This is a genomic window from Actinocrinis sp., assembly GCF_035653575.1.
Classification (GTDB): Bacteria; Actinomycetota; Actinomycetes; order Streptomycetales; family Catenulisporaceae; genus Actinocrinis.
In genome coordinates this window covers 1-22,235 of record NZ_DASRBQ010000144.1, presented here as the reverse complement: position 1 = coordinate 22,235, position 22,235 = coordinate 1, and the positions used below count along the sequence as shown (strand labels likewise).

The window sequence follows — 22,235 nt, the reverse complement described above, 5'->3', positions numbered from 1 at the left end:
TCTTCAAGAAGGCCGACGAGAAGCTGACCGCCGATCTCAAGGCCCGCGGCCTGCTGTTCCGGCATGTCGAGTACGAGCACTCCTACCCGCACTGCTGGCGCTGCCACACCGCCCTGCTCTACTACGCGCAGCCGTCCTGGTACATCCGCACCACCGCCGTGAAGGACGCGCTGCTGCGCGAGAACGAGCGGACCAACTGGTTCCCGGAGAACATCAAGCACGGCCGGTACGGCGACTGGCTCAACAACAACATCGACTGGGCGCTGTCCCGCAACCGCTACTGGGGCACCCCGCTGCCGATCTGGCGCTGCCCGCAGGGCCACCTGACTTGCGTCGGCTCGCTGGCCGAGCTCGGCGAACTGGCCGGGCGGGACCTGGCCGGGCTCGACCCGCACCGGCCGTACATCGACGAGGTCTCCTTCGCCTGTCCCGCGAAGGCGGACGACGGCGCGGCCTGCGGCGAGACGGCCGCGCGCGTGCCCGAGGTCATCGACTGCTGGTATGACGCCGGCTCGATGCCGTTCGGGCAGCTCGGCTACCCGCACGCGCCCGGCTCGGTGGAGGAGTTCGCGCAGGCCTACCCGGCGGACTACATCTGCGAGGCGATCGACCAGACCCGCGGCTGGTTCTACACGCTGATGGCGATCGGCACCCTGGTGTTCGACCAGTCCTCGTACAAGAACGTGCTCTGCCTCGGGCACATCCTGGCCGAGGACGGACGCAAGATGTCGAAGCACCTGGGCAACATCCTGGAGCCGATCCCGCTGATGGACCGGCACGGCGCGGACGCGCTGCGCTGGTTCATGCTGGCCGGCGGCTCGCCGTGGTCGGCGCGGCGGGTCGGCGACGTGACGATCCAGGAGGTGGTGCGCAAGACGCTGCTGACCTACTGGAACACGGTCGCGTTCCAGGCCCTCTACGCTCGCACGGGCGGCTGGTCGCCCTCGGCGGCGGACCCGGCCCCGGCGGACCGGCCGGTGCTGGACCGGTGGGTGCTCTCCGAGCTCAACCGGCTCGCCGGCGAGATGGACGCGGCGCTGGAGGCCTTCGACACCCAGCAGGCCGGCAAGCTGCTCGCGGCGTACGTCGACGACGTCTCGAACTGGTACGTGCGCCGCTCGCGCCGCCGGTTCTGGGACGCCGACCCGGCCGCCCTTGCGACGCTGCACACGGTGCTGGAGACGGTGACCCGGCTGATGGCCCCGCTGGTGCCGTTCGTGACTGAGCGGGTCTGGCAGGACCTGGTGCGGCCGGTGACCCCGGACGCGCCGGAGTCGGTGCACCTGGCCTCCTGGCCGACCGCGGTCGACGCGGGCACCGGCGACGGGTCGGCCGTCGACGCGCGGCTCGGCGAGCAGGTGGCGCTGGTGCGCCGGCTCGTGGAGCTGGGCCGGGCCACCCGCGCGGAGTCGGGCGTGAAGACCCGTCAGCCGCTCGGCCGGGCTCTGGTCGGCGCGGCCGGCTGGTCCGCGCTCGGCGAGGAGCTGCGGGCGCATGTCGCCGAGGAGCTGAACGTCGAGGGCACCGGGGCGCTGGCCGAGGCCGGCGGCGAGCTGTTGGAGTATCACGCCAAGGGCAACTTCCGGGCGCTGGGCAAGCACTTCGGCAAGCGCACTGCGCTGGTCGCCAACGCCATCGCGGCCGCTGACGCGGCGTCACTCGCGGCCGCGCTGCGCGAGCGCGGCGCGGCGGCCCTCGCCGTGCCGGACGAGACCGGGGCGGACGAGCAGGTCGAGGTCACGGCCGACGAGGTGATCGTCACCGAGACGCCGCGCGAGGGCTGGGCGGTGGCCACGGCCGACGGCGAGACGATCGCGCTCGACCTGGCGATCACGCCACAGCTGCGGCTGGCCGGGCTCGCCCGCGACGCGGTGCGGATGATCCAGGACGCGCGCAAGAACAGCGGCCTCGACGTGGCCGACCGGATCCGGCTGACCTGGCGAGCCTCGAAGGCCGAGACCGGCGAGGCGCTGCGCGTGCACGGCGAGTCGATCGCGGCGGACGTGCTCGCGGTCGAGTTCACCGGCGGCGAGGGACGGCTCGACGCGGCGGCGCAGGCGTTCCGCGACGAGGAGCTCGGGTTGGAGTTCGCGCTCGCTAAGGCCTAGCCGATCCGGTGGCCGAAGGGCCGCCTGCTCTCTCACATCCCGTCAGGGAACACGCGAGCAGGCGGCCTTGACCGCCGACGCGGTTACGTGGAACCGGTCACCGGTGAACGCCCCGGCATCGGTCAGCCTCAGCTGCACGGATCCGCCCGGCAGTGCCACGCCGGTAAGTTGCGGCGCGGAGACCCACTGCCCCTTCGTCTTGCCCTGATTGAGCTTGACGGTCGCCGTGGGGGTCGCCGCGTTGTCGGTCGGCAGGAACAGCTGATACGTCGCGATCCCCGAGGACGGCGCCGTGTTAGCGACGAAGACCGACAGCGTGCAGCGCGCGGACCAGCCGAGGTGGAAGGTCCAGGAGTAGCTGGACGCGCCGGGGTTCGTGGTGCCCGACTTGACGAACGCGACCGCCGCGCCGCCGCAGTCCGGAGCGCCGCCGCCCGCGTTCGCCACCAGGCCGCCGTCAGCCGCCACGCTCTGCGTGATCATCGCCCAGGGCGTCGTGGGGCAGCCGGGACCCGTCAGGAAGGTCCCGGGCAGCGGGGCGGTCGGCATGACCGGCACGCTGGGGGCGGGCGCGGTGGCCGGTGCGTTCGAATGGGTCATGCTGCGCACGACGAGCGCGGCGACCACGCCGACGATGACGACCGTGCCGAGCACGGCGAGGCTGGCCGTGCGCGACCGCCGGCGCCGCGGTGGGCCGTCCAGGCCGATGGGCTCGGCGGTCATGGTCGGCTCGGAGATCGCCGCCGGATCCAGGGCGGAGAGCGGCTCGTACCGCGGATGCCGTCGCGTGGGCATCGGCTCGAACGGGTCGCGCAGCGGCACCTCGGTGAGCGTGGTGTCCGTGCTGGGGAACGGGGAGGGGAAGGTCACGACCGTGGTGGTGGGTTCATCGACGGGATCCACCATGGATTCGAAGGCCGAGGCACGCGAGGCGTCGAGGGCCGGGTCGAACAGCGGCTCGGCGGGTGCGGGTTCGAACGAACCGGTATCGAATGACCCTGTATCGAACGTACCCGCGTCGATCGAACCGGTGTCGAACGGTCCAGTCTCGAACGAACCGGTGTCGAACGGTCCTGTTTCGAACGAGCCGGTCTGATACGCAGCGGCTTCCAGCGGTTCCTGCTCATACGGCATCTGCTCGAGCTGCGCCGCGTCGAAGGGCGGCACGTCGAACGGCGCCGCTTCGAAGGGCGCGCCGGAGGGCGCCTCGGACATCGGCTCAAGCCGCGGATCCGTGGCCTGCTCGAAGATCGGGTCGAAGACCGGCTCGAACGTGGCGGTCTGCTCGCCGACGGGCAATGTCCCGACCGTCCCCACCGTTCCCACCGCGTCGCTGAACACGCCACGGGCACGATCGGCGAGCGTTTGCAGGCTCGGGCGCTGCGCAGGGTCCTTGCTCAGGCACGCCTTCACCAATCCGCGCAACGCATCCGGTACCGCATCGAGCACTGCTTCCTCGTGCACGATGCGGTAGAGCACCGCGTTCGGTTCGTCGTTGCCGAAAGCAGGCACACCCACCGCCGCGAACGCCAGCACCCCGCCGAGCGCGAACACGTCCGCTGACGCGTCGAACGGCTGGCCGAGGATCTGCTCCGGCGTCAGATAGGCGACGGTACGCGGGTTCCCGCGCAGATCGGTCAGCGTCGCGCCGTCGACGGTGTGAGCGATCCCGGAATGGATCAGCCGCACCCCGCCGTCCGAGATCAGCAGGTTGGACGGGTTGAGATCCCCGTGCACGGCGCCGGCGGCGTGCACCTGGGTCAGCTCCTCGACCGCCCCGAGCGCCAGCGCGGCGACCTCCTCGGCCGCCAGCGGCCCGGTCAGTTCCACGACCGCGGCCAGCGGCGGGCCCTCGCTGTACTCGGCCGCGGCCCACTGCGAGATGGGATCGGGGCCCGGCGCCCCGCCCGGCCGCGCGGCCGGATCGCTGAAGATCGCCCGGTATCGCTCCAGCACACCAGCGAGCACAGCGTGGCGAGCCTCCTCGCCGTTCACCCGCTCCGTCGGCCGCATCCGCGAAACCCCTCCGACCCGAGGCCGCCACGTGGCGGTTCTCCGCCAATCGCCCGAGGCGTGCTCATGTTCTAGGGAGCCAAGTCAACCGGAACAGAGCCGCGCGCACCAGTGCGGTAATGGATCTGTAGCAGGTTGACGGGAGTTGAAACTTTCCCGCCTCGCAGATACCGGCTCTGGACGGCGAACGGCCCCGGCCCCTGCGAGGGACCGGGGCCGCGGGTACGCCTGCCGGTGTGATTTCTCTCAGTCGCTGATCAGGAGTCGGGGTCCTCGTCAATCAGGAAGCCGCGCATCGGCGACGGCGCCTGCGGGTAGGCCGGGGCCGGCTGCGGGGGCACGCCGGGCCGGATCGGGGCCATGGTCTGAGTCATCTGGCTCATCGCGGAGCCGGCCATCGCGGGGGCGGGCATCGGCGGCGGGGGGAAGCCGCCCTGCTGCGGTCCGGCCGACATGCCCGGCGCCATCCCGGGGGCCATTCCGACGCCGGCCATCGCCGGGGCCGGAGCCGGGGCTTGGGCCGGGGCCGGAGCGCCCGCGCCGAGCTGCGGGAAGGGCGAGCCGCCGCGGGAGGCCAGCATCGGGTCGTCGCTGCTGTTGGACTCCAGCTGCCGCATCTGGCTCTCCAGGTACGACTTGAGCCGCTGGCGGTACTCGCGCTCGAACGCGCGCAGGTCCTCCACCTTGCGCTCCAGCGAGGCGCGGGCCTGCTCCAGGGTGCCCATCGCCACGCGGTGCTTCTCCTGCGCGTCCCGCTCCAGGGCGTCGGCCTTGCCGCGGGCCTCGCGCTCCATGCCGTCCGCGCGGGTGCGCGCCTCGCCGACGATCTTGTTCGCCTCGTTGCGGGCCTCGGCGATCGCCTGGTCGGCGGTCTGCTGGGCCAGCGCGAGCACCCGGGCCGCCGAGTCGCCGCCGGGCTGGAACTGCGGCGGCTGCGGCTGCGGTACGGGCACCGGCATCGGCGCCGGAAGCTGCGGGGGTATCGGCACCGGTTCTCGCCGGGCCGGCATTCGATCCATCGGCGGGCGGTCCATGGGCGGCTGCTGTTGCGCTGCGGCCGCGGCGCGCGTGGCGGCGGCCAACTTCGCGCGCAGTTCCTCGTTCTCCCGCAACAGCCGGGTGAGCTCGGCCTCCACCTCGTCCAGGAAGGCGTCGACCTCTTCCTCGTCGTAGCCCTCGCGGAGCCGGACGGTCGTGAACTGCTTGTTGTGCACGTCCTCGGGGGTCAACGGCATCTCTTCACCTCAGCGTGGATCGTCGGCGTACCGGACAGACAATATCTCGGTTCCTGGCGGTTTTGTCGTGTCACAGACGGCCCACCACCCCGATCAACAGCCACATGATGAGCAACAGCAGCATAAACGCCAGGTCCAGCGCAATACCGCCGAGACGTAGGGGCGGGATGTGCCGACGCAGGAACTTCAGCGGGGGATCGGTGACCGTGTAGGCGGACTCCACGGCCACCAGCATGACACCGTGCGGGTCCCAGGAGCGGGCGAATTGGAAAACCAGCTCCATGATCAACCGGAAGATGAGCACGACCCAGTACGTCCACAGCACCACTGTGACCAGTTGGATCGCAAGGTGTCCCATCGAGAAAACGTCCGTCCGTCCGGATGCCGCGGTCACCGGCGGCACCCGGTTGGGCACCGCCTGTCAGCTCTGGTTGAAGAACCCGCCCTCGGCGATGCGGGCCTTGTCCTCGGCCGTCACATCGACGTTAGCAGGTGAAAGCAAGAACACCTTCTGCGTCACCCGCTCGATCGACCCGCGCAGGCCGAAGACCAGGCCCGCGGCGAAGTCCACGAGGCGCTTGGCGTCGGAGTCACCCATCTCTGTCAGGTTCATGATGACCGGGGTGCCGTCGCGGAAGTGCTCGCCGATGGTACGCGCCTCGTTGTAAGTGCGCGGATGCAAAGTGGTGATGCGGTACGCGTCGCTGGAGGAGCCGGCGCCGCTGCCGCCGTCGCCCCCGCCGAAGCCGTGCCCGACGCTGCCCATCGCGGTGGCCACGGAGGCGGGCCGCTCGTAGCGGTCGGTGCGCTCGGGCAGCAGCGAGATCGGGGCCGGGCGCGCGGTCTGGTAGCTGCCGGACTGGCCGCCGTGGAACGCGGAGTCGGCGCCGTCGCGCCGCACGACGTCGCTGCGCTCGGCCGGCCGCTCGGCTTCGCGCGGGCGGCGCGGCTCGGACAGGAACAGCGGACGGGCCTCCTGCTCGGCCGCGGACTCGGTGCGGGACGCGGAGTAGCGGTCCTGCTCGTCCTCGTCGTCGTCGAGGCGCAGCGGGCGCTCCTCCTCCGCCTCCTCGCTGTACTCCTCGTACGCGTAGGGGTCGTCCCCCTCCATCAGCCCGAGGTAGACGGCCGTCTTCTTCATGAATCCGGGCATGCCCGTCCCTCCTTGTTCGAACTGACGGTCAACCGGTCGCCGGTCTCCGCCGTGACTCCCCCTGCGGGCTTTGGCGGTGCTTGGAAATGAGCGATCGGCGCTTTCGTACAGATACTGGATCAGACGTTACCGCAGCGGCGGTCGCCGACCGAGCAAGGCGGAGCCGATGCGTACGTGTGTCGCGCCTGCCGCGATCGCCTGTTCGAGGTCCCCGCTCATCCCCGCCGAGAGTGACACAGCTTCCGGATGTGCGCCACGGACTTTGGCGGCTAGCTGCGCGAGCCGTTCGAACGCGGGCTGCGGATCGGTGCCGAGCGGCGCGACGGCCATGAGGCCGCCGAGGCGCAGCGCGGCGCTTTCGGCGACGGCGTCGGCGATCCGTTCGACCTCGGCGGGCTGGGCGCCGCCCCGCTCCGCGGCGCCGGCGCCGGTGCCGCTGCCCTCCGTATCAGGGTCCAGATTCACCTGCACCAGGCAGGTGAGGGTCCGGTCCGCTCGAACGGCCGCCTGGTCGAGGGCGGTGACGAGCCTGAGCCGGTCGACCGACTGCACGACATCCGCGTACGACACCACGGAGCGGGCCTTGTTGGTCTGGAGTTGGCCGATGAAATGCCACTGCGGCCGGATCGCCGCGACGATCGGCGCGCCCGGATCCGCGGCTTGAGCCCGGGCCAGCACGTCAGCCACTTGCGCGGCCTTCGCGGCAGCCTCCTGATCCCGGTTCTCGCCGAAATCGGTGAGCCCGAGCCGTAGCAGCCGCAGCACGTCGTCGGCGGGGAAGAACTTGGTCACCGCGACGAGCGTCACCTCGCTCGCCGGGCGCCCGGCCGAGGCGCAGGCGGCCTCGATCCGCGATCGCACCGCGGCCAGATTCGCGGCCAGCTCCGCCGCTCGCTGGTCGGCGGCGCGCACATCCTTTCGGTACATGCGTCTGGCCCCTGTCAGCCCTCGTCGAGCCAGATGAAGCCGGCGAAGCGTCCGGTGCGGCCGTCGCGCCGGTAGGAGAAGTACTGCGGATTCTCCATCGTGCAGCCGTCGGCGATACGCGTCACGCTCTCCTTCGCGCCCGCGCGCCGCAGCTGCGCAGATACGCCTGCGGGCACGTCGATCGCGGGCGTGCCCTGACGCGTTGTCGACCACGATGCGGGTTCCTTGGCCGCTACTTCGGCGCGCAACTCTTCGGGTACTTCGTAGCAGGCACCGCATACCCCGGGTCCGGTGAACGCCTGCATCCGTGACGGTTCGGCGCCCAGTTCGCACATAGCTGCGATCGCGGCGTCCACGACTCCGGCGGCCATTCCGGCCCGGCCCGCGTGTACGGCTCCGATCACGCCGGCGACCGGGTCCGCGAGCAGGACCGGTGTGCAGTCGGCGACGAGTACGGCCAGCACGATGCCCGGCCGGTCGGTGACGAGGGCGTCCACGCTCGGCGCGGCTTCGTCCGGCCACGGCTCGCGGGCGAGGGCGACGCCGGTCCCGTGGACCTGCTTCATGTAGACGACCTGCTCGGGGGCGACGCCGAACGCGCGGGCGGCCAGGTCGCGGTTGGTGCGCACGGCCTGCGGGTCGTCGCCGACATGGTCGCCGAGGTTGAGCGCGTCGAAGGGCGGCAGGCTGACCCCGCCGCGGCGGTCGGTGAAGGTGAAGCGCAGCGGGCCGCTGGATGCGACATTCATGCCCCGAGCCTGTCAGATCGGCTCGCGATCACCAACCGCGGTCCCGGAAGTGATCGTCTTCACACTTCTTTCGGCCCGTCAGGTCCTCGCGCGGGCGCGGCCGGCCGCCCGCTTCGCGACCGGCTAGTTGCCCTCTTTGAGGAAGTCCGGGATGTCCAGCTCGTCGGCGGCCAGCGCGGCGTCCTCGGTGCGGGTGCCCGGGATGGTGGCCGCGAGCGGGTCCTCGTTCTCCTCCGGCCGGGGCAGCGCGCCGAGCATGGCGTTGTGCACGGTGGTGTTGTTGACCGCGGCGGGTTCGTCGGCGCGCCGGGGGCCGCCCTCGCGGCGCTTGGCCGGCTGGCCGCCGTCGAAGCCGGCCGCGATGACGGTGACCCGCACCTCGTCGCCGAGCGCGTCGTCGATGACCGCGCCGAAGATGATGTTCGCGTCCTGGTGCGCCGCCTCGGAGACCAGCTGCGCGGCCTCGTTGATCTCGAACAGGCCGAGGTCCGAGCCGCCGGAGATGCTCAGCAGCACGCCGCGGGCGCCGTCGATGGACGCCTCGAGCAGCGGCGAGGAGATCGCCATCTCGGCCGCCGCGACAGCGCGGTCGTCGCCGCGGGCGGAGCCGATGCCCATGAGCGCGGAGCCGGCCTCGGACATGACCGACTTCACATCGGCGAAGTCCAGGTTGATCAGGCCGGGGGTGGTGATCAGGTCGGTGATGCCCTGGACACCGGAGAGCAGCACCTGGTCGGCCGACTTGAAGGCGTCCAGCACGGTGGCGCCGGGCGCGGAGATGGACAGCAGCCGGTCGTTCGGGATGACGATGAGGGTGTCGACCTCTTCGCGCAGCGCCGCGATGCCGGACTCGGCCTGGGCGGCGCGCCGCCGGCCCTCGAAGGTGAACGGCCGGGTCACCACGCCGATGGTCAGCGCGCCGAGCGAGCGGGCGATGCGGGCCACCACCGGAGCGCCGCCGGTGCCCGTGCCGCCGCCCTCGCCGGCGGTCACGAAGACCATGTCGGCGCCCTTGATGACCTCTTCGATCTCCTCGGCGTGGTCCTCGGCCGCCTTGCGGCCCACCTCGGGGTCGGCCCCGGCGCCGAGGCCGCGGGTCAGCTCGCGGCCGACGTCGAGCTTGACGTCCGCGTCGCTCATCAGCAGGGCCTGCGCGTCGGTGTTGATCGCGATGAACTCGACGCCCTTGAGCCCGACCTCGATCATCCGGTTGATCGCGTTGACGCCACCGCCGCCGATCCCGACGACTTTGATCACGGCGAGGTAGTTCTGCGGTGCACCCACGGTTCGAAGGCCTCTCGCGCTGGTGAGTACGGATGGTCGGCGCTCGGTGACTTATTCGCGAACGACCTTATCGCCCTCGGACTGAGTCAACATCAATTAGGGTCAACATCAACTATGGCAGTCATCAAGGTGACGACTCGATCGACGAATCGACAGTAGGTCTCCCGGAGCCCCTGTTCAACGAACACGCCGAAAGTTCCTCGAGCACAGTTCAACTGACCCGCCGTCAATCAGTCATATCGTCCGGACATCGCGGGAGCTTCTGGGGCACTGACGTCGTATCGGGCGGCCTTGCCGAGCCGCAGCAGGGCGGCCAGATCAGCCGCCTTGGCCGGCGCGTCGTCGGCTCCGCCCCAGTTCACGACCGAGCCGCCGCGCAGCTTGAGCGAGATCGAGTACGCGCTCGTCGCCGAGATCCCGGTGATCTGGTGGGCGATATCCGGAGAGAGCGCCTTCAAGGCGGCGAGTGCTCCGGGTACAACCGTTGCCTTGACCGCTCCCCCGCCTTGCACGTCGATGACAGGTAGGCCGCCGGTTGGTGCGGTTACCGAGCCGAAGACGACTCCGGAGACATCCACCACGTCGTACCGCGAACCGTTGGGGATCAACGCGGCAGGGACGCGCTCGGTCACGGTGATCACTGCGGTGTGCGGCCAATCGAGGGACACGCTCGCGGTGGCGATCTGCGGCAGCTTCTCCACACGCGCTGCCGCTCCGCCGGTGTCCAGCGAGGCGAGCGGCGTACCGTTTCCGAGCTTTGCGATGGCGATGATCTGCTGTGTGGGCACGGTCTTCGAGCCTGCAACGCGTACGGTCGTCAGCGCGAACACCGAGGTGTGCCAGACGATGATGTACGCGGTGATGGCGAGTAGCACGAGGGTGACGGTGATAGTCACGCTCAGTCGGCGCCAGCGTTCGCGTGAACGCATCCGGGCGGCGTAGATCTGCGCGGGCAGGCGCGAGACCGAGGTGAGCGAACGGGGCGCCGCCGCCGTGGGCCGATCCGGCTGCGCCAGGTCAGGGCCCTTCGAGCCCTGCCGGGGCGGATCGGTCACGTCGTCGCTCACGTCCCCGATCCTGCCTCCCGATCGGGCGATCGCGGTGCCGCCGCGCCGTCGCGTGCCGCGAGCAGGTCGAGGATCTTCGGGCCGAGGGTGGTCACGTCGCCGGCCCCGGCCGTGACGATCACGTCGCCGGGCCCGGCCCAGTCCACCAGGCGCCCGGCCACGGCCGCGGTGTCGGGTTCGAAGACGACGCGGCCGGCCGGCAGCGGTACGTCGTCCGCGATCACCGCGCCGGTCACGCCCGGGATCGGATCCTCCCCCGAGCCGGGGTAGACCTCGAGGACGACGACGGCGTCGGCGGCGCCGAGCGGCGGGCCGTATTCGCGCAGGAAGGTCCGGGCGCGGGTGAAGCGCTGCGGCTGGAAGGCGACGATCAACCGGCCCTCGCCCGCCAGTGCGCGGAACGCGGCGAGCGTGGCGGCGATCTCGGTCGGGTGGTGCATGTAGTCGTCGTAGACGCGCACGCCGCCGGCCTCGCCCTTGAAGTCCATCCGCCGGCGGGCGCCGCGGTAGGTGGCGATCGCCGGGGGTACATCGTCCAGGTCCGCGCCGAGTTCGTGCAAGACGGCGAATGCTGCGGTGGCGTTGGCGGCGTTGTGGCGGCCGGGGATGCCGAGTGCGAGGCGGTGTACCGCGCCAGTGGCCCTGACGTGGATTTCGAAGTGCGCCTTCGCGCCGACGAGCTCCACGCCGGTAATCCGGTAATCAACCGGCTGCTCGGCCGGATGCCCCGCGACCGCGGCCGCCTCGCCGTACCAGGCGACGCGCAGCCCGCTGTCCTGAGCAACTCGGCCGACCGCGACGGAGCCGGGATCGTCCGCGCAGACCACGAGCAGTCCGCCGGGCTTGAGCCGGTCGACGAAGTCGACGAAGGCCTTGTGCACATCGTCGAGCGAACCGAAGTAGTCGGTGTGGTCGAGCTCCACGTTCGTCACCACGGCGATGTCGGGCTCGTAGTGCCGGAATGTGCCGTCCGACTCGTCCGCCTCGGCGACGAACACCGGGCCGCTGCCGCTGTGCCCGCTGATTCCGGAGGTGCCGATCTCCCCGCCGATCGCGTACGAGGGGTCAGCACCGAGCGCGTCCAAGGCGACCGCGAGCATCGAGGTGGTCGTGGTCTTGCCGTGCGTTCCCGCGACGAGGACTGCGGTACGCCCGACCATCAACGCGGCGAGGGCCGTGGCGCGGTGAACGATGCGCAGGCCGCGCCGCATCGCCTCGACGAGTTCGACGTTGTCGGGCCGCACTCCGGTGGTCGCCACGACGGTGTCCACGCCGTCGAGGTTGTCCGGCGACTGCCCGATCCGGATGTCGGCTCCGGCGGCGCTGAGCGCGTCGATCGTCGCGGTGCGCTTGATGTCGCTGCCGGACACCGGCAGGCTGCGCTCGACCGCGATGCGCGCGACCGGCGCCATGCCGACTCCGCCGATGCCGACGAAGTGGATGCGGCCCAGGTCCTCGGCCGCGGGGATGGTCTGCGGCGGCTGATATCCGCGCGGGTCGATCGCGGGTGGTTCGGTGCCCTCGACGCTCACGCGCCGGCTCCCGGGGAGCCGAGGCCGGTCGGTCCCGCGGCGACGGCCGGGTTGCTTCCGGCGGCCTCGAAGACGAGGTCGGCCAGCGCCTCGTCGGCGTCGCGGCGGCCGAGCTCGGCGGCGGCGCGGCCCATCCGCTCCAGCTTCTCGTGGTCCTGGGCCAGCGGAACGAGCTCTCGGGTCAGCCAATCCGCCGTCAGGTCCGCGTCATCGACGATCAGGCCACCGCCTGCGCGCACGACCGGCTGTGCGTTAAGACGCTGCTCGCCGTTACCGATCGGCAGCGGTACGTAGGCAGCAGGTAGGCCGACCGCGGCGACTTCGGCACAAGTCATCGCGCCGCCTCGGCACAGCACCAGGTCCGCCGCAGCGTAGGCGAGGTCCATACGGTCGAGGTAGGGCACTGTGACGTACCGGGCGCCGGTGCCGCCTTCGCCCGCTGCGGCGTGCTGCTGCGCCGACTCGTCGTAGTTGGCCCGGCCGACCGCGTGCAAGATCTGGATTCCCCCGGCGGTGAAGGCGGGCGCGGCCGCGGCGACCGCCTCGTTCAGCCGTCGCGCGCCCTGCGAGCCGCCGTAGACCAGCAGCGTCGGCCGGTCCTTCTCCAGGCCGAAAGCGTCGCAGGCCTCTGCGCGCAGCGCCGCGCGGTCGAGCGTGGCCAGGGCACGGCGCAGCGGCATGCCGATGTACCGTCCGCCGCCGATCCGGCAGTCCGGCGAGCCGGTGGCGATCCGGTCCGTCATCCGGGCGCCGACCCGGTTGGCCAGGCCCGGGCGCACGTTCGCCTCGTGCAGCACGATCGGCACGGCTCGGCGGCGGGCCGCGAAGTAGGCCGGGAGCGCCACATAGCCGCCGAAGCCCACCACCACGTCGGCGCCGACCTTGTCGAGCACCTCGGCGGCCCGGCGGACCGTGCCGGCCAGCCGGCTCGGCACCGTGAACAGCTCCGAGGTGGGCTTGCGCGGCAGCGGCACCGCGGGGATGAGTTCGAGGTCGTAGCCGCGCTCGGGGACCAGCCTGGTCTCCAGGCCCTTGGTCGTGCCGAGCGCCGTGATGCCGATCCGGGGGTCGCGTCTGCGCAGCGCGTCGGCCAGCGACAGGGCCGGTTCGATGTGCCCGGCGGTGCCTCCGCCGGCGAGCACGACATGGATCGGACGGGCTGCGTCGGTCACGTTGTGCGTCCCTCTTTTCGCTGTGCCTGCGGGCGCGGACGGCCGGAGCCGGCGACCGCCGAGGACGCCACACCGGCCCGGGTCGAGAGCATATCCGTTCGTTCCACGGCCCCGTCACCGGTCTCCGGCACGCCGCTACTGGTCCGGGCGAAGGAGACCAACATGCCAATCGCGGCCATCGAGGGCAGCAGCGACGAGCCTCCGTAGGACACGAACGGAAGCGGTACGCCGGCGATCGGCAGCACCCCCAGCACCGCGCCGAGGTTGATCATCACCTGCACCATCAGCCACGCGGTAACAGCTCCAGAGGCCAGGCGTACAAAGCTGTCTTGTGCCCGTAGCGCTATCCGCACGCCCGCGTACCCGATGAGCGCGAACAATGCGAGCACGGCCAGCGAGCCGATGAGTCCCAGCTCCTCGCCGATGATCGCGAAGATGAAGTCGGTCTGCGCCTCGGGCAGCGAGCCCCACTTCTCCCGGCTGGCTCCGACGCCGACGCCGAACCAGCCTCCGGTGGAAAGGGCGCTGAAGCTGTGCATGGCCTGGAATCCGGTGCCCTGTGGGTCGGCGGCCGGGTCGAGGAAGGCGGTGAACCGCCGCACCCGGCTCGGCCGGATCAGCACGGCGACGGTGGCCAGGCCGGCGGCCGAACCGGTCAGGATCGCGAACAGCCGGCCGGGGGCGCCGACGATCCACAGCAGCGCGAAGGCGATCGCCGCGATGATCATCGAGGTGCCCATGTCGCCGCCGAGCATGACGAGCCCGATGATCAGCCCGGCCATCGGCAGCAGCGGCACGATCAGGTGGTCCCAGCTGGCCAGCCGCTTCTCCTTGCGGGCCAGCAGGTCCGCGCCCCACAGCACCAGGGCGAACTTGGCGAACTCGCTGGGCTGGATGGTCAGCGGTCCGAACACCAGCCAGTTCTGGTTGCCTCCGGTGGAGACCTCGCCGAGCGCCAGGACCATCAGCAGCATGATCAGGGTCACGATCAGCAGCGGGTAGGCCAGCCCACGGTAGAAGCGCACCGGCAGCCGCGCCGCGATGACCATTATCGGCACGCCGATCGCCGCCGAGATCGCCTGCCGCTCGATGGTGCCGAGCTCCGGCTTGCCGGTGAGCAGGTTGTGCACCGTCGAGGCCGAATACACCTCGAGCAGACCGACCACGATCAGCAGGAACGTCGCACCGATCAGGAAGTATCGGGGCAGCGAGGGGTGCCCTTCGCCGACGCGAACGCGGCCGGGTCGCAGGCGGCTGAGAACGCTCCAGACCGCGAGTACCGCATTGTTCGGTGCGGTAGATCGCCGTGTCTCAGCGGCATCTGAGGCTGCGTTAGGTGACGCGCCGTCAGCCGTCGCGGAAGCCGGACGGAACCGTGTGGGTCGATCCTGCTGTTCAACCACGCGCTCCGCCCATCTCCTAAGAAACGCCTTGAGGAGCCAGGCCTCAGCACCTCCTAGCGCACGTTACCCGCGCGCCGCCTTGCGTTCCCGGACGGCACGCGCGAACAGGTCACCGCGCTCGCCGTAGGAGACGAACATGTCCATCGACGCGCAGCCCGGGGCGAGCAGCACGGTGACCGGCGCGGCGTCGGCCGCCGCGGCGCCGAGCGCGGCCGCCTTGCCCGCGGCCAGCCGCGTCGCGGCGTCCACGGCGCGGTCGATCGCCTGCGCCCCGGTCAGCCCATCCTGCGCCCCGCCGATGTCCACGACCGGCACCTCGGGGGCGTGTCGCGCGAGAGCTTCGGCGATCACCGCGCGGTCGGCGCCGAGCAGCACCACGCCGCGCAGCCGCTTGGCCGCTCCGGCGACCAGGTCGTCGAAGGTCGCGCCCTTGGCCAGGCCGCCGGCGATCCAGACGACGTCCTCGTAGGCGGTCAGGGACGCGGCGGCCGCGTGCGGGTTGGTCGCCTTCGAGTCGTCGACGAAGTCCACTCCGTCGATGGACGCGACGAACGCGATGCGGTGGGGATCCGGCCGGAAGGCGCGCAGTCCGTCGCGCACCGCGGCGGCGGGCACTCCGTATGCGCGCGCCAGCGCCCCGGCCGCGAGCGCATTGGCGATGTTGTGCGGCGCGTGTGGTTCGACGTCGTAGATGGTGCCGAGTTCGGCGGCGTTGTGCTGCCGGTCCTCGACGAAGGCGCGGTCGGCAAGGATGCCGTCCACGACGCCGAGCATGGACAGCCCCGGCGCGCCGAGGGTGAACCCGATCGCGCGGCAGCCTTCGACCACGTCTGCTTCCTCGACGAGCTTGCGCGTGGTCTCGTCGGCGACGTTGTACACGCAGGCGACCTGGCAGTTTTCGTAGATGCGGCCCTTGGCGCGGGTGTATTCCTCCAGCGTTCCGTGCCAGTCCACGTGATCGGGCGCGACGTTGAGCACGGCCGAGGCGAACGGGCTCATCGATTCGGTCCAGTGCAACTGGAAGCTGGACAGTTCGACCGCCAGTACGTCATAGGGCTCGTCCGCGGTTACTGCATCGACGATCGGCAGTCCGACGTTCCCGCAGGCGACCGTGCGCTTCCCCGCGGCTTCCAGCATCGCGGCGAGCATGCGCACAGCCGTCGTCTTGCCGTTGGTGCCGGTGACCGGCAGCCACGGTGCGTAGGAGCCGTCCGGCAGTGGCTTACGTAGCCGCCAGGCCAGTTCCACGTCGCCCCACACCGGGATGCCGGCCGCGCGCGCCGCAGCCACGATCGGCGCGGTGGGCGGGATGCCCGGCGAGACGAGGAGCAGTTCGCAGCCGTCCGGCAGCGTGGCGTCGTCGCCGAGCCGTACGCGGATGCCTTCGGCGGTCAGCGGCGCCGCGCGTTCGGTGGTCGTCTCGTCGTCGTAGCGGTCGACGATCGTCACGTCCGCGCCGAGCTTCCGCACCGCGCGCGCCGCCGAGAGGCCGACGACCCGCGCTCCGACGATGCAGACGCGCAGTCCCTGCCACGGGATGGTGGCGCGCCCCTCGACGTCCGGCTGCTGCCAGGCCGGTTCCTGAGGTCCTGCCTGGGTTTGACGCGGGGTCAGGTTGTCGGTCACGACCCGGTCACCCATCCGGCGTAGAACACTCCGATGCCGAGCGCGACGCAGAGCCCGGCGATGATCCAGAACCGGATCACGATGGTCTCCTCGGCCCAGCCGAGGAGCTCGAAGTGATGCTGCAGCGGGGCCATCTTGAACACCCGTTTGCCGCGCAGCTTGAACGAGCCCACCTGGATGATCACGGACAGCGTGATGATCGCGAACAGGCCGCCGAGCAGCGCGATGAGCAGTTCCGTGCGCGAGCAGATGGCCAGCCCGGCCAGCGCGCCGCCGAGCGCGAGCGAGCCGGTGTCGCCCATGAAGATCTTGGCCGGCTTGGCGTTCCACCACAGGAAGCCGAAGCAGGCGCCCATGAGCGCCGCGGCCACGATCGCCAGGTCCAGCGGGTCACGCACCGCGTAGCAACCGGGGCCGGGTGCGTTAACGCAGCTTTGCCCGTACTGCCAGATGCCGATGAGCACGTACGCGGCGAACACCATCGCCGATGCTCCGGTCGCCAGGCCGTCGAGGCCGTCGGTGAGGTTCACCGCGTTCGAGGTCCCGGAGATCAGCAGGTAGGCCCAGACGACGAACAGCACCGGGCCGAGCACAAGCGTGGTGTCGGTGAGGAAGGAGACGCTGGTGGAGCCCGGGGTCAGGCCGTACTGGTCAGGGAAGTGCAGCACCAGCACCGCGAAGATGACCGCGACCAGCGCCTGGCCGATCAGCTTGGCCTTAGCCCGCAGGCCCAGCGAGCGCTGCTTGTAGATCTTGATGAAGTCGTCCACGAAGCCGACCGCGCCGAGCCCGGTCATCAGGAACAGCACCAGCAGCGCGGAGGCGCTAGGCCAGTGCTGGGTGGCCAGCTTGGTCGCGCCGTAGGCGATCAGCGTGGACAGCACGATCACGATCCCACCCATGGTGGGGGTGCCGCGCTTGGTCAGGTGGTTCTTCGGCCCGTCGTCCCGGATCAGCTGGCCGTAGCCGCGCTTGACCAACATCCTGATCACCAGCGGGGTGCCGACCAGGGAGCAGACCAGCGCGATGACGCTGGAGTACAGGACCGCCCTCACCGGTCGCCCTCCGCCGGGCCGGACGCCGCGCCGGCCGCGCCGTCCGGCAGATCGTCGTCGAGCAGCGCCTTGGCGACCCGGCCGAGGCCGATCGAGTTGGACGCCTTCACCAGCACCACGTCTCCGGGCCGCAGCTGCTCGCGCAGCAGCGCCAGGGCCGCATCCGGGTCGGCCACCATCACGGATTCCTCTCCCCACGAGCCTTCGTGGCTGGCCCCGGCGTGCACCCGCGCGGCGCCCTCGCCGACCGCGACCAGCCGGTCCACCCGCAGCCTGACGGCCAGCCGCCCGATCGCGTCGTGTTCCTCGCCGGACCGCTCGCCCAGCTCCAGCATCTCCCCGAGCACCGCCCAGGAGCGGGCCCCTGGCCGGGCCCGGGCCAGCGCGGCCAGCGCCTTGAGCGCGGCGCGCACCGATTCCGGGTTGGCATTGTAGGCGTCGTCGATCACGACGACGCCGTCGGCGCGTTCCGACACGGCCATCCGGCCCGAGCTGAGCGGTACCGCCGCCGAAAGCTCCCGGGCCACCGACTCCATCGGCAGACCGAGGCCGAGCGCCGCCGTTGCGACCGCCAGCGCGTTGGCGACCTGGTGCTCCCCGACCACGCGCAGCGAGACCGGGGCGGGCTCGCCGTAGGCGTCGGCGTGCAAGAGGAAGGAGGCGCGGCCATCCGGCCCGAGTTCGATCCCGCTCGCGCGCACGTCCGCCTCGGCGCTCTCGCCGAAGGTCAGCACGCGGGCCACGGTGCGCTCGCGCATCGGCGCCACCAGCGGGTCGTCCGCGTTGAGCACGGCAAGGCCGTCCTTCGGCAGCGCCTCGACCAGTTCGCCCTTGGCCAGCGCGGTCTGCTCCTTCGAGCCGAACTTGCCGACGTGCGCGCTGCCGACGTTGAGCACCAGCCCGACCGACGGCGGCGCGATCCCGCAGAGGTAGGTCAGGTGGCCGACGCCGCGGCTGCCCATCTCCAGCACCAGGTAGCGGGTGTCCTCGTCGGCGCGCAGAACGGTCAGCGGCAGCCCGATCTCGTTGTTGAAGCTGCCTTTCGGCGCGATGGTCGTGCCGTGGGCCGCGAGCACCTGGCCGAGCATGTCCTTGGTGGAGGTCTTGCCGGAGGAGCCGGTCAGTCCGATCACGGTCGTCTGCGGCAATCGGCTCACGACCGCGCAGGCCAGCTTGCCGAGCGCGTGCTGCACGTCGGCGACGAGCACCGTCGGAATGTGACCCGTGCCGCTCTGCGAGCCATCGGCGTCGATCTGACGGCTCGCCAGCACGCCGACGGCGCCCTGTGCGACCGCGGCGGCGGCGAAGTCGTGGCCGTCCGCGTGCTCGCCGACGAAGGCGGCGAACAGGCCGCCGGGCTCGATCGCGCGCGAGTCCACCGTGACCGGGCCGGTGACCGCCGCGGCGCCGTCGGTTCCCGCGGTCAGCGTGCCGTCGACCGCCTGTGCGATCTCGGCCAGAGTCATCCGGATCACTGCGGGCCCGGCCGTTCTGCCGCGCGGGCCGCGGAATCCGGGCCGTGCCCGGCCGGCGATCCCTCGATCGCCGCGCGCAGCACCGCCGCGTCGTCGAACGGGTGCACCACTCCGGCGATCTCCTGTCCTTGTTCGTGTCCCTTGCCGGCGACCACGAGCGCGTCGCCGCCGCGGCTCGCCGCCACGGCCTCGGCGATGGCTTCGGCTCGGTCCGGCACGATGCGCACCGTGGCCTTCGCCCCGCCCGCGATGGCCTCGCGTGCCCCGGCGGCGGCGGCCTCGAGGATCGCGAGCGGGTCCTCTGAGCGCGGGTTGTCGTTGGTGAGGATGACCTCGTCCGCGCCACGAGCAGCCGCGGCGCCCATCAATGGCCGCTTGCCGCGGTCGCGGTCCCCGCCGCAGCCAACGACGATACGCAACCGGCCCGCTGTTACCGGGCGAATGGCGGCTAGGAGCGTATCGATGGCGTCGGGTGTGTGCGCGTAGTCCACGACGGCGAGGTACGGCTGCCCGGCGTCGATGCGTTGCATGCGGCCCGGTACACCGGGCACGGAGGCGACACCGGCGACCGCGGCCTGCGGGTCGATCCCGGCTGCGATGAGGGTGATGATGGCTGCCATCGCATTGGAGACGTTGAAGGCGCCGGGAAGTTGCACGGATGCGGCCAGGCGAATGTCGTCTGGGCCGATCAGCGTGAACCGCGAGCCCTCGGGTGTCGGCTCGACGTCTTCGGCGCGCCAGTGCGCGGACGGCTCGCCGTGGGCGGAGAAGGTCCAGTGCGGCAGGTCGGCGTCGGTCAGCCGCTGCGCGATGCGCCGGCCGTACGCGTCGTCCGTGTTGAGCACCGAGAACTCGGTGTAGCCGGGGGTGAAGAGCTTCGCCTTGGCCTCGAAGTAGTCCTCGAGGTCGGCGTGGAAGTCGAGATGATCCTGCGTCAGGTTGGTGAACGCGGCGACGGCGTAGCGGATCCCGGCGGTCCTGCCGTAGGCCAGCGCGTGGCTAGAGACCTCCATGGCGACCGCGCCGACGCCGTCCTCACGCATCATCGCCAGCAGCGCTTGGAGATCGGGGGCCTCGGGCGTGGTGCGGCTGGACTTTATGACGCGCTCGCCGACGCGCGTTTCTACGGTACCGATCAGTCCGGTGCGGTAACCGGCCGCCCGCAGTCCGCCGTCGATCAGGTAGCTGACCGTGGTTTTGCCGTTGGTGCCGGTCACTCCGAGCATCTTCATGTGCTCGGAAGGGTGGTCGTAGAGGCGAGCGGCGATCGGGCCGAGCACGGGGCGTACGGACGGCACGACGACTACCGGCAGCCCTGTCGCCTCGGCGCGCTCGGCCCCGTCAGGGTCCGTCAGAATCGCCGCCGCGCCCTGCTCTGCGGCCTGAGTGGAGAACTCGGCGCCGTGCACGGTCGCACCGGCCATTGCGGCGTACAGATCGCCGGGACGCACGGCCCGCGAATCATGCGTAAAGCCGGTGATGACCACCGCATGCGCGTCATGCGTGCCGGTGACCAGCGCCTCGGGCACCGCCTCGGCCAGTTCCGCGAGAGAGCGCTGCGGAGTATGTCCCGGTCTCGGCTGGCCGGTCGCGGGGGGCGGTTGCTTGAGCGGGTTCGGCACGACGGGCAGGCTACCGTGTCCCGGCGTGCCCGCGTGCCAGCGACCCCGGTAGATCCCGCCAGGTATCGCCTGCTCGCAGAACCGTTACCAGATCGTCACTGCACGATCATCGTGCCGGGCGGCCGCAAGACACGGCCGCCGTCTCACCAGGTGACCGGCAGGTCCGGCGGCTGGGTGCCGGTGGGCGGGATCGCCTTGCTCTGCAAGGCGAAGGACATCACCTTCTGGAACACCGGCGCGGCGATCGAGCCGCCGAAGTACGGGCCGCTGGTCGGGTTCTGGATCACCACGGAGACGACCAGCTGCGGGTTGTCGGCCGGGGCGAATCCGATGAAGGAGGCCGTGTAGCCGCAGTATCCGTTGCATCGGCTGTCGAAGCGGTTGGCGGTACCCGTCTTGCCGGCGACGCGGTATCCGGCGATCTTCGCGGCCGGCGCGGTGCCCTTCTCCGAGACGACCGATTCCATCATCTGCTCGACTTGGTGCGCGGTGCTGGCGGAGACCACCTGCGTGCGCTGCGCTGCCGGGGCCGCGGTGAATTGGCCGTTCGCGTCGACGTAGCCCTTGATCAGATTGGGCGTGACGCGCACTCCGGCGTTGGCGATCGTGGCGAACACGCTGGTGGCCTGTACCGCATTGACCGAGAGGCCTTGGCCGAAGGGGATGGTGTACCGCTGCGACCCGCTCCACTTGGACGGCGGCGCGAGAAGGCCGGGTGATTCGCCGGGCAGGTGCAGGCCGGTGGGCTGGCCGAAGCCGAACTGGGTGAGGTACCGGTAAAGGATCTGGTCCCGGTTCGGGCCGAACCTGTCGCTGGTCTCGATGGTGCCGATGTTGCTGGACTCGGCCAGCACGCCGGTGAGCGTGAGCTGCTCGGTGCCGTGGCTGGTGTCGTCGTGGAACACCGTGCCCTCGCGCAGGATCGCGCCGGGCACCACGACGCGCGTGGTCGGCGTGGCGACGCCCTGCTGTATGGCCGCGGCCATCGTGATCACCTTGGCGACCGAACCCGGCTCGTAGACCTCGGAGACTGCGCGGTCGCCGAGGTCGGCCGGGTTCGCGGCGGCCAGGTTCGACGGGTCGTAGCTCGGCGAGGTGGCCAGCGCCAGGACCGCGCCAGTGCGCGGGTCCATCACCACCACGGTGCCCGATCCGGCCTTGGATTTGGCGACCTGCGCGTCGATCGCCTGTTGCGCGGCCCACTGGATGGAGCTGTCGATGGTGGTCTCGATCGAGGTGCCGGGCACCGGGGCCTGCTCGTTGATGCCGGCGGTCGGGATCTCGGTGCCGTCGGCGGCCTGGTAGGAGATCCGGCCGTTCTTGCCCGCGAGCGTGCTGTTGTACGCGCTCTCGAGTCCGGCGGCGCCCTTTCCGGTGCCGTCGAGGAAACCGACCACGTTCGAAGCCAGCGGCCCGCTCGGGTACACCGTCTTGGCGTGCGGTACCCCGTAGACCCCGGACAGTCCGAGTGCCTTGATCTGGTTCCAGACTTGCGGCGTCACCTGGCTGGCCAGCAGGACGTAACGCGTCGTCACATTGGAGAGCTTGGTGCGCAGCGCAAGCACGTCGACGTTGCCGGGAGGGTCGCCGAGCAGGGCGGCCAACTTGGAGGCGTAGACCGCAGGGTCCTGCTTGAGGCTCCTGATCTGCACCGGGTCCGCGGTGATGTCCACGGCGTCAACCGATTCGGCCAGCGGCTGGCCGGCGGAGTCCAGTATCGAGCCGCGCGTCGCGGTCAGCACATAGTCCTGGGTGCGTTCGGCCGAGGCGCTGGCGCCGTAGCCGGCCGAATCCATGGCCTGCAGCTGGAAGAG

17 protein-coding genes are annotated in these 22,235 nt (G+C 71.1%); 1 reads left to right on the top strand and 16 read right to left on the bottom strand.

The features are described from left to right. Window positions 1-2,108, top strand: a 2,108-nt coding sequence (locus VFA06_RS20170; protein WP_324842202.1) for a class I tRNA ligase family protein, incomplete at its 5' end; no start/stop codon positions are given. A gap of 42 nt (window positions 2,109-2,150) precedes the next feature. Here the strand turns inward: VFA06_RS20170 and VFA06_RS20165 are convergent. The 16 genes from VFA06_RS20165 to VFA06_RS20090 all read right to left on the bottom strand — a co-directional run. Continuing rightward, a complete protein-coding gene (locus VFA06_RS20165; RefSeq protein WP_324842201.1) occupies window positions 2,151-4,121 on the bottom strand; it encodes a serine/threonine protein kinase in 1,971 nt (656 codons plus the stop codon). 257 nt (window positions 4,122-4,378) lie between these two features. Then, complete coding sequence (locus tag VFA06_RS20160; protein ID WP_324842200.1) at window positions 4,379-5,356, bottom strand: DivIVA domain-containing protein; 978 nt, start codon at window positions 5,354-5,356, stop codon at window positions 4,379-4,381. Between the two features lie 70 nt (window positions 5,357-5,426). Next, window positions 5,427-5,714 carry a YggT family protein gene (locus VFA06_RS20155; protein WP_324842199.1) on the bottom strand — a complete coding sequence of 96 codons (288 nt, stop codon included), beginning with the start codon at window positions 5,712-5,714 and terminating at the stop codon, window positions 5,427-5,429. 63 nt (window positions 5,715-5,777) lie between these two features. Next, on the bottom strand, window positions 5,778-6,509 hold the full coding sequence (locus VFA06_RS20150) for a cell division protein SepF (protein WP_324842198.1): 732 nt from the start codon (window positions 6,507-6,509) through the stop codon (window positions 5,778-5,780). A 126-nt stretch (window positions 6,510-6,635) separates the two neighbouring features. Beyond that, a complete protein-coding gene (locus VFA06_RS20145; protein WP_324842197.1) occupies window positions 6,636-7,436 on the bottom strand; it encodes a YggS family pyridoxal phosphate-dependent enzyme in 801 nt (266 codons plus the stop codon). A gap of 14 nt (window positions 7,437-7,450) precedes the next feature. After that, window positions 7,451-8,185, bottom strand: a complete 735-nt coding sequence (gene pgeF / locus VFA06_RS20140) for a peptidoglycan editing factor PgeF (protein ID WP_324842196.1) — start codon at window positions 8,183-8,185, stop codon at window positions 7,451-7,453. Between the two features lie 123 nt (window positions 8,186-8,308). Further along, entirely contained in the window at window positions 8,309-9,469 is a 1,161-nt protein-coding gene (ftsZ, locus tag VFA06_RS20135) for a cell division protein FtsZ (RefSeq protein ID WP_324842195.1), read from the bottom strand. Between the two features lie 230 nt (window positions 9,470-9,699). Then, the gene (locus VFA06_RS20130) at window positions 9,700-10,536 is read right to left on the bottom strand and encodes a cell division protein FtsQ/DivIB (RefSeq protein WP_324842194.1); all 837 of its coding nucleotides are present in this window, start codon (window positions 10,534-10,536) and stop codon (window positions 9,700-9,702) included. Further along, a complete protein-coding gene (gene murC / locus VFA06_RS20125; protein WP_324842193.1) occupies window positions 10,533-12,068 on the bottom strand; it encodes a UDP-N-acetylmuramate--L-alanine ligase in 1,536 nt (511 codons plus the stop codon). The genes VFA06_RS20130 and murC overlap by 4 nt, the downstream gene beginning before the upstream one ends. Next, window positions 12,065-13,219 (bottom strand): undecaprenyldiphospho-muramoylpentapeptide beta-N-acetylglucosaminyltransferase, encoded by a 1,155-nt coding sequence (murG, locus tag VFA06_RS20120; protein WP_349260261.1) that lies wholly within the window; start codon window positions 13,217-13,219, stop codon window positions 12,065-12,067. Before murG ends, murC begins: the two co-directional genes overlap by 4 nt. 17 nt (window positions 13,220-13,236) lie before the next feature. Continuing rightward, complete coding sequence (gene ftsW, locus VFA06_RS20115) at window positions 13,237-14,643, bottom strand: putative lipid II flippase FtsW (protein WP_324842191.1); 1,407 nt, start codon at window positions 14,641-14,643, stop codon at window positions 13,237-13,239. Between the two features lie 63 nt (window positions 14,644-14,706). After that, entirely contained in the window at window positions 14,707-16,182 is a 1,476-nt protein-coding gene (gene murD / locus VFA06_RS20110; RefSeq protein WP_349260260.1) for a UDP-N-acetylmuramoyl-L-alanine--D-glutamate ligase, read from the bottom strand. An 83-nt stretch (window positions 16,183-16,265) separates the two neighbouring features. Next, window positions 16,266-17,324, bottom strand: a complete 1,059-nt coding sequence (gene mraY / locus VFA06_RS20105) for a phospho-N-acetylmuramoyl-pentapeptide-transferase (RefSeq protein ID WP_324842189.1) — start codon at window positions 17,322-17,324, stop codon at window positions 16,266-16,268. Then, window positions 17,321-18,799, bottom strand: a complete 1,479-nt coding sequence (locus VFA06_RS20100) for a UDP-N-acetylmuramoyl-tripeptide--D-alanyl-D-alanine ligase (protein WP_349260258.1) — start codon at window positions 18,797-18,799, stop codon at window positions 17,321-17,323. The genes mraY and VFA06_RS20100 overlap by 4 nt, the downstream gene beginning before the upstream one ends. Next, window positions 18,796-20,421 carry a UDP-N-acetylmuramoyl-L-alanyl-D-glutamate--2,6-diaminopimelate ligase gene (locus VFA06_RS20095; RefSeq protein WP_324842187.1) on the bottom strand — a complete coding sequence of 542 codons (1,626 nt, stop codon included), beginning with the start codon at window positions 20,419-20,421 and terminating at the stop codon, window positions 18,796-18,798. Before VFA06_RS20095 ends, VFA06_RS20100 begins: the two co-directional genes overlap by 4 nt. Window positions 20,422-20,564: 143 nt before the next feature. Continuing rightward, window positions 20,565-22,235, bottom strand: a 1,671-nt coding sequence (locus tag VFA06_RS20090; protein WP_324842186.1) for a penicillin-binding protein 2, incomplete at its 5' end; no start/stop codon positions are given.

What these genes read in the sequence shown, in the direction of transcription:
- VFA06_RS20165 (WP_324842201.1), bottom strand. Translation starts at nt 4,121, where the DNA reads ATGCGGCCGACGGAGCGGGTGAACGGCGAGGAGGCTCGCCACGCTGTG.
- VFA06_RS20160 (WP_324842200.1), bottom strand. Translation starts at nt 5,356, where the DNA reads ATGCCGTTGACCCCCGAGGACGTGCACAACAAGCAGTTCACGACCGTC.
- VFA06_RS20155 (WP_324842199.1), bottom strand. Translation starts at nt 5,714, where the DNA reads ATGGGACACCTTGCGATCCAACTGGTCACAGTGGTGCTGTGGACGTAC.
- VFA06_RS20150 (WP_324842198.1), bottom strand. Translation starts at nt 6,509, where the DNA reads ATGCCCGGATTCATGAAGAAGACGGCCGTCTACCTCGGGCTGATGGAG.
- VFA06_RS20145 (WP_324842197.1), bottom strand. Translation starts at nt 7,436, where the DNA reads ATGTACCGAAAGGATGTGCGCGCCGCCGACCAGCGAGCGGCGGAGCTG.
- pgeF (WP_324842196.1), bottom strand. Translation starts at nt 8,185, where the DNA reads ATGAATGTCGCATCCAGCGGCCCGCTGCGCTTCACCTTCACCGACCGC.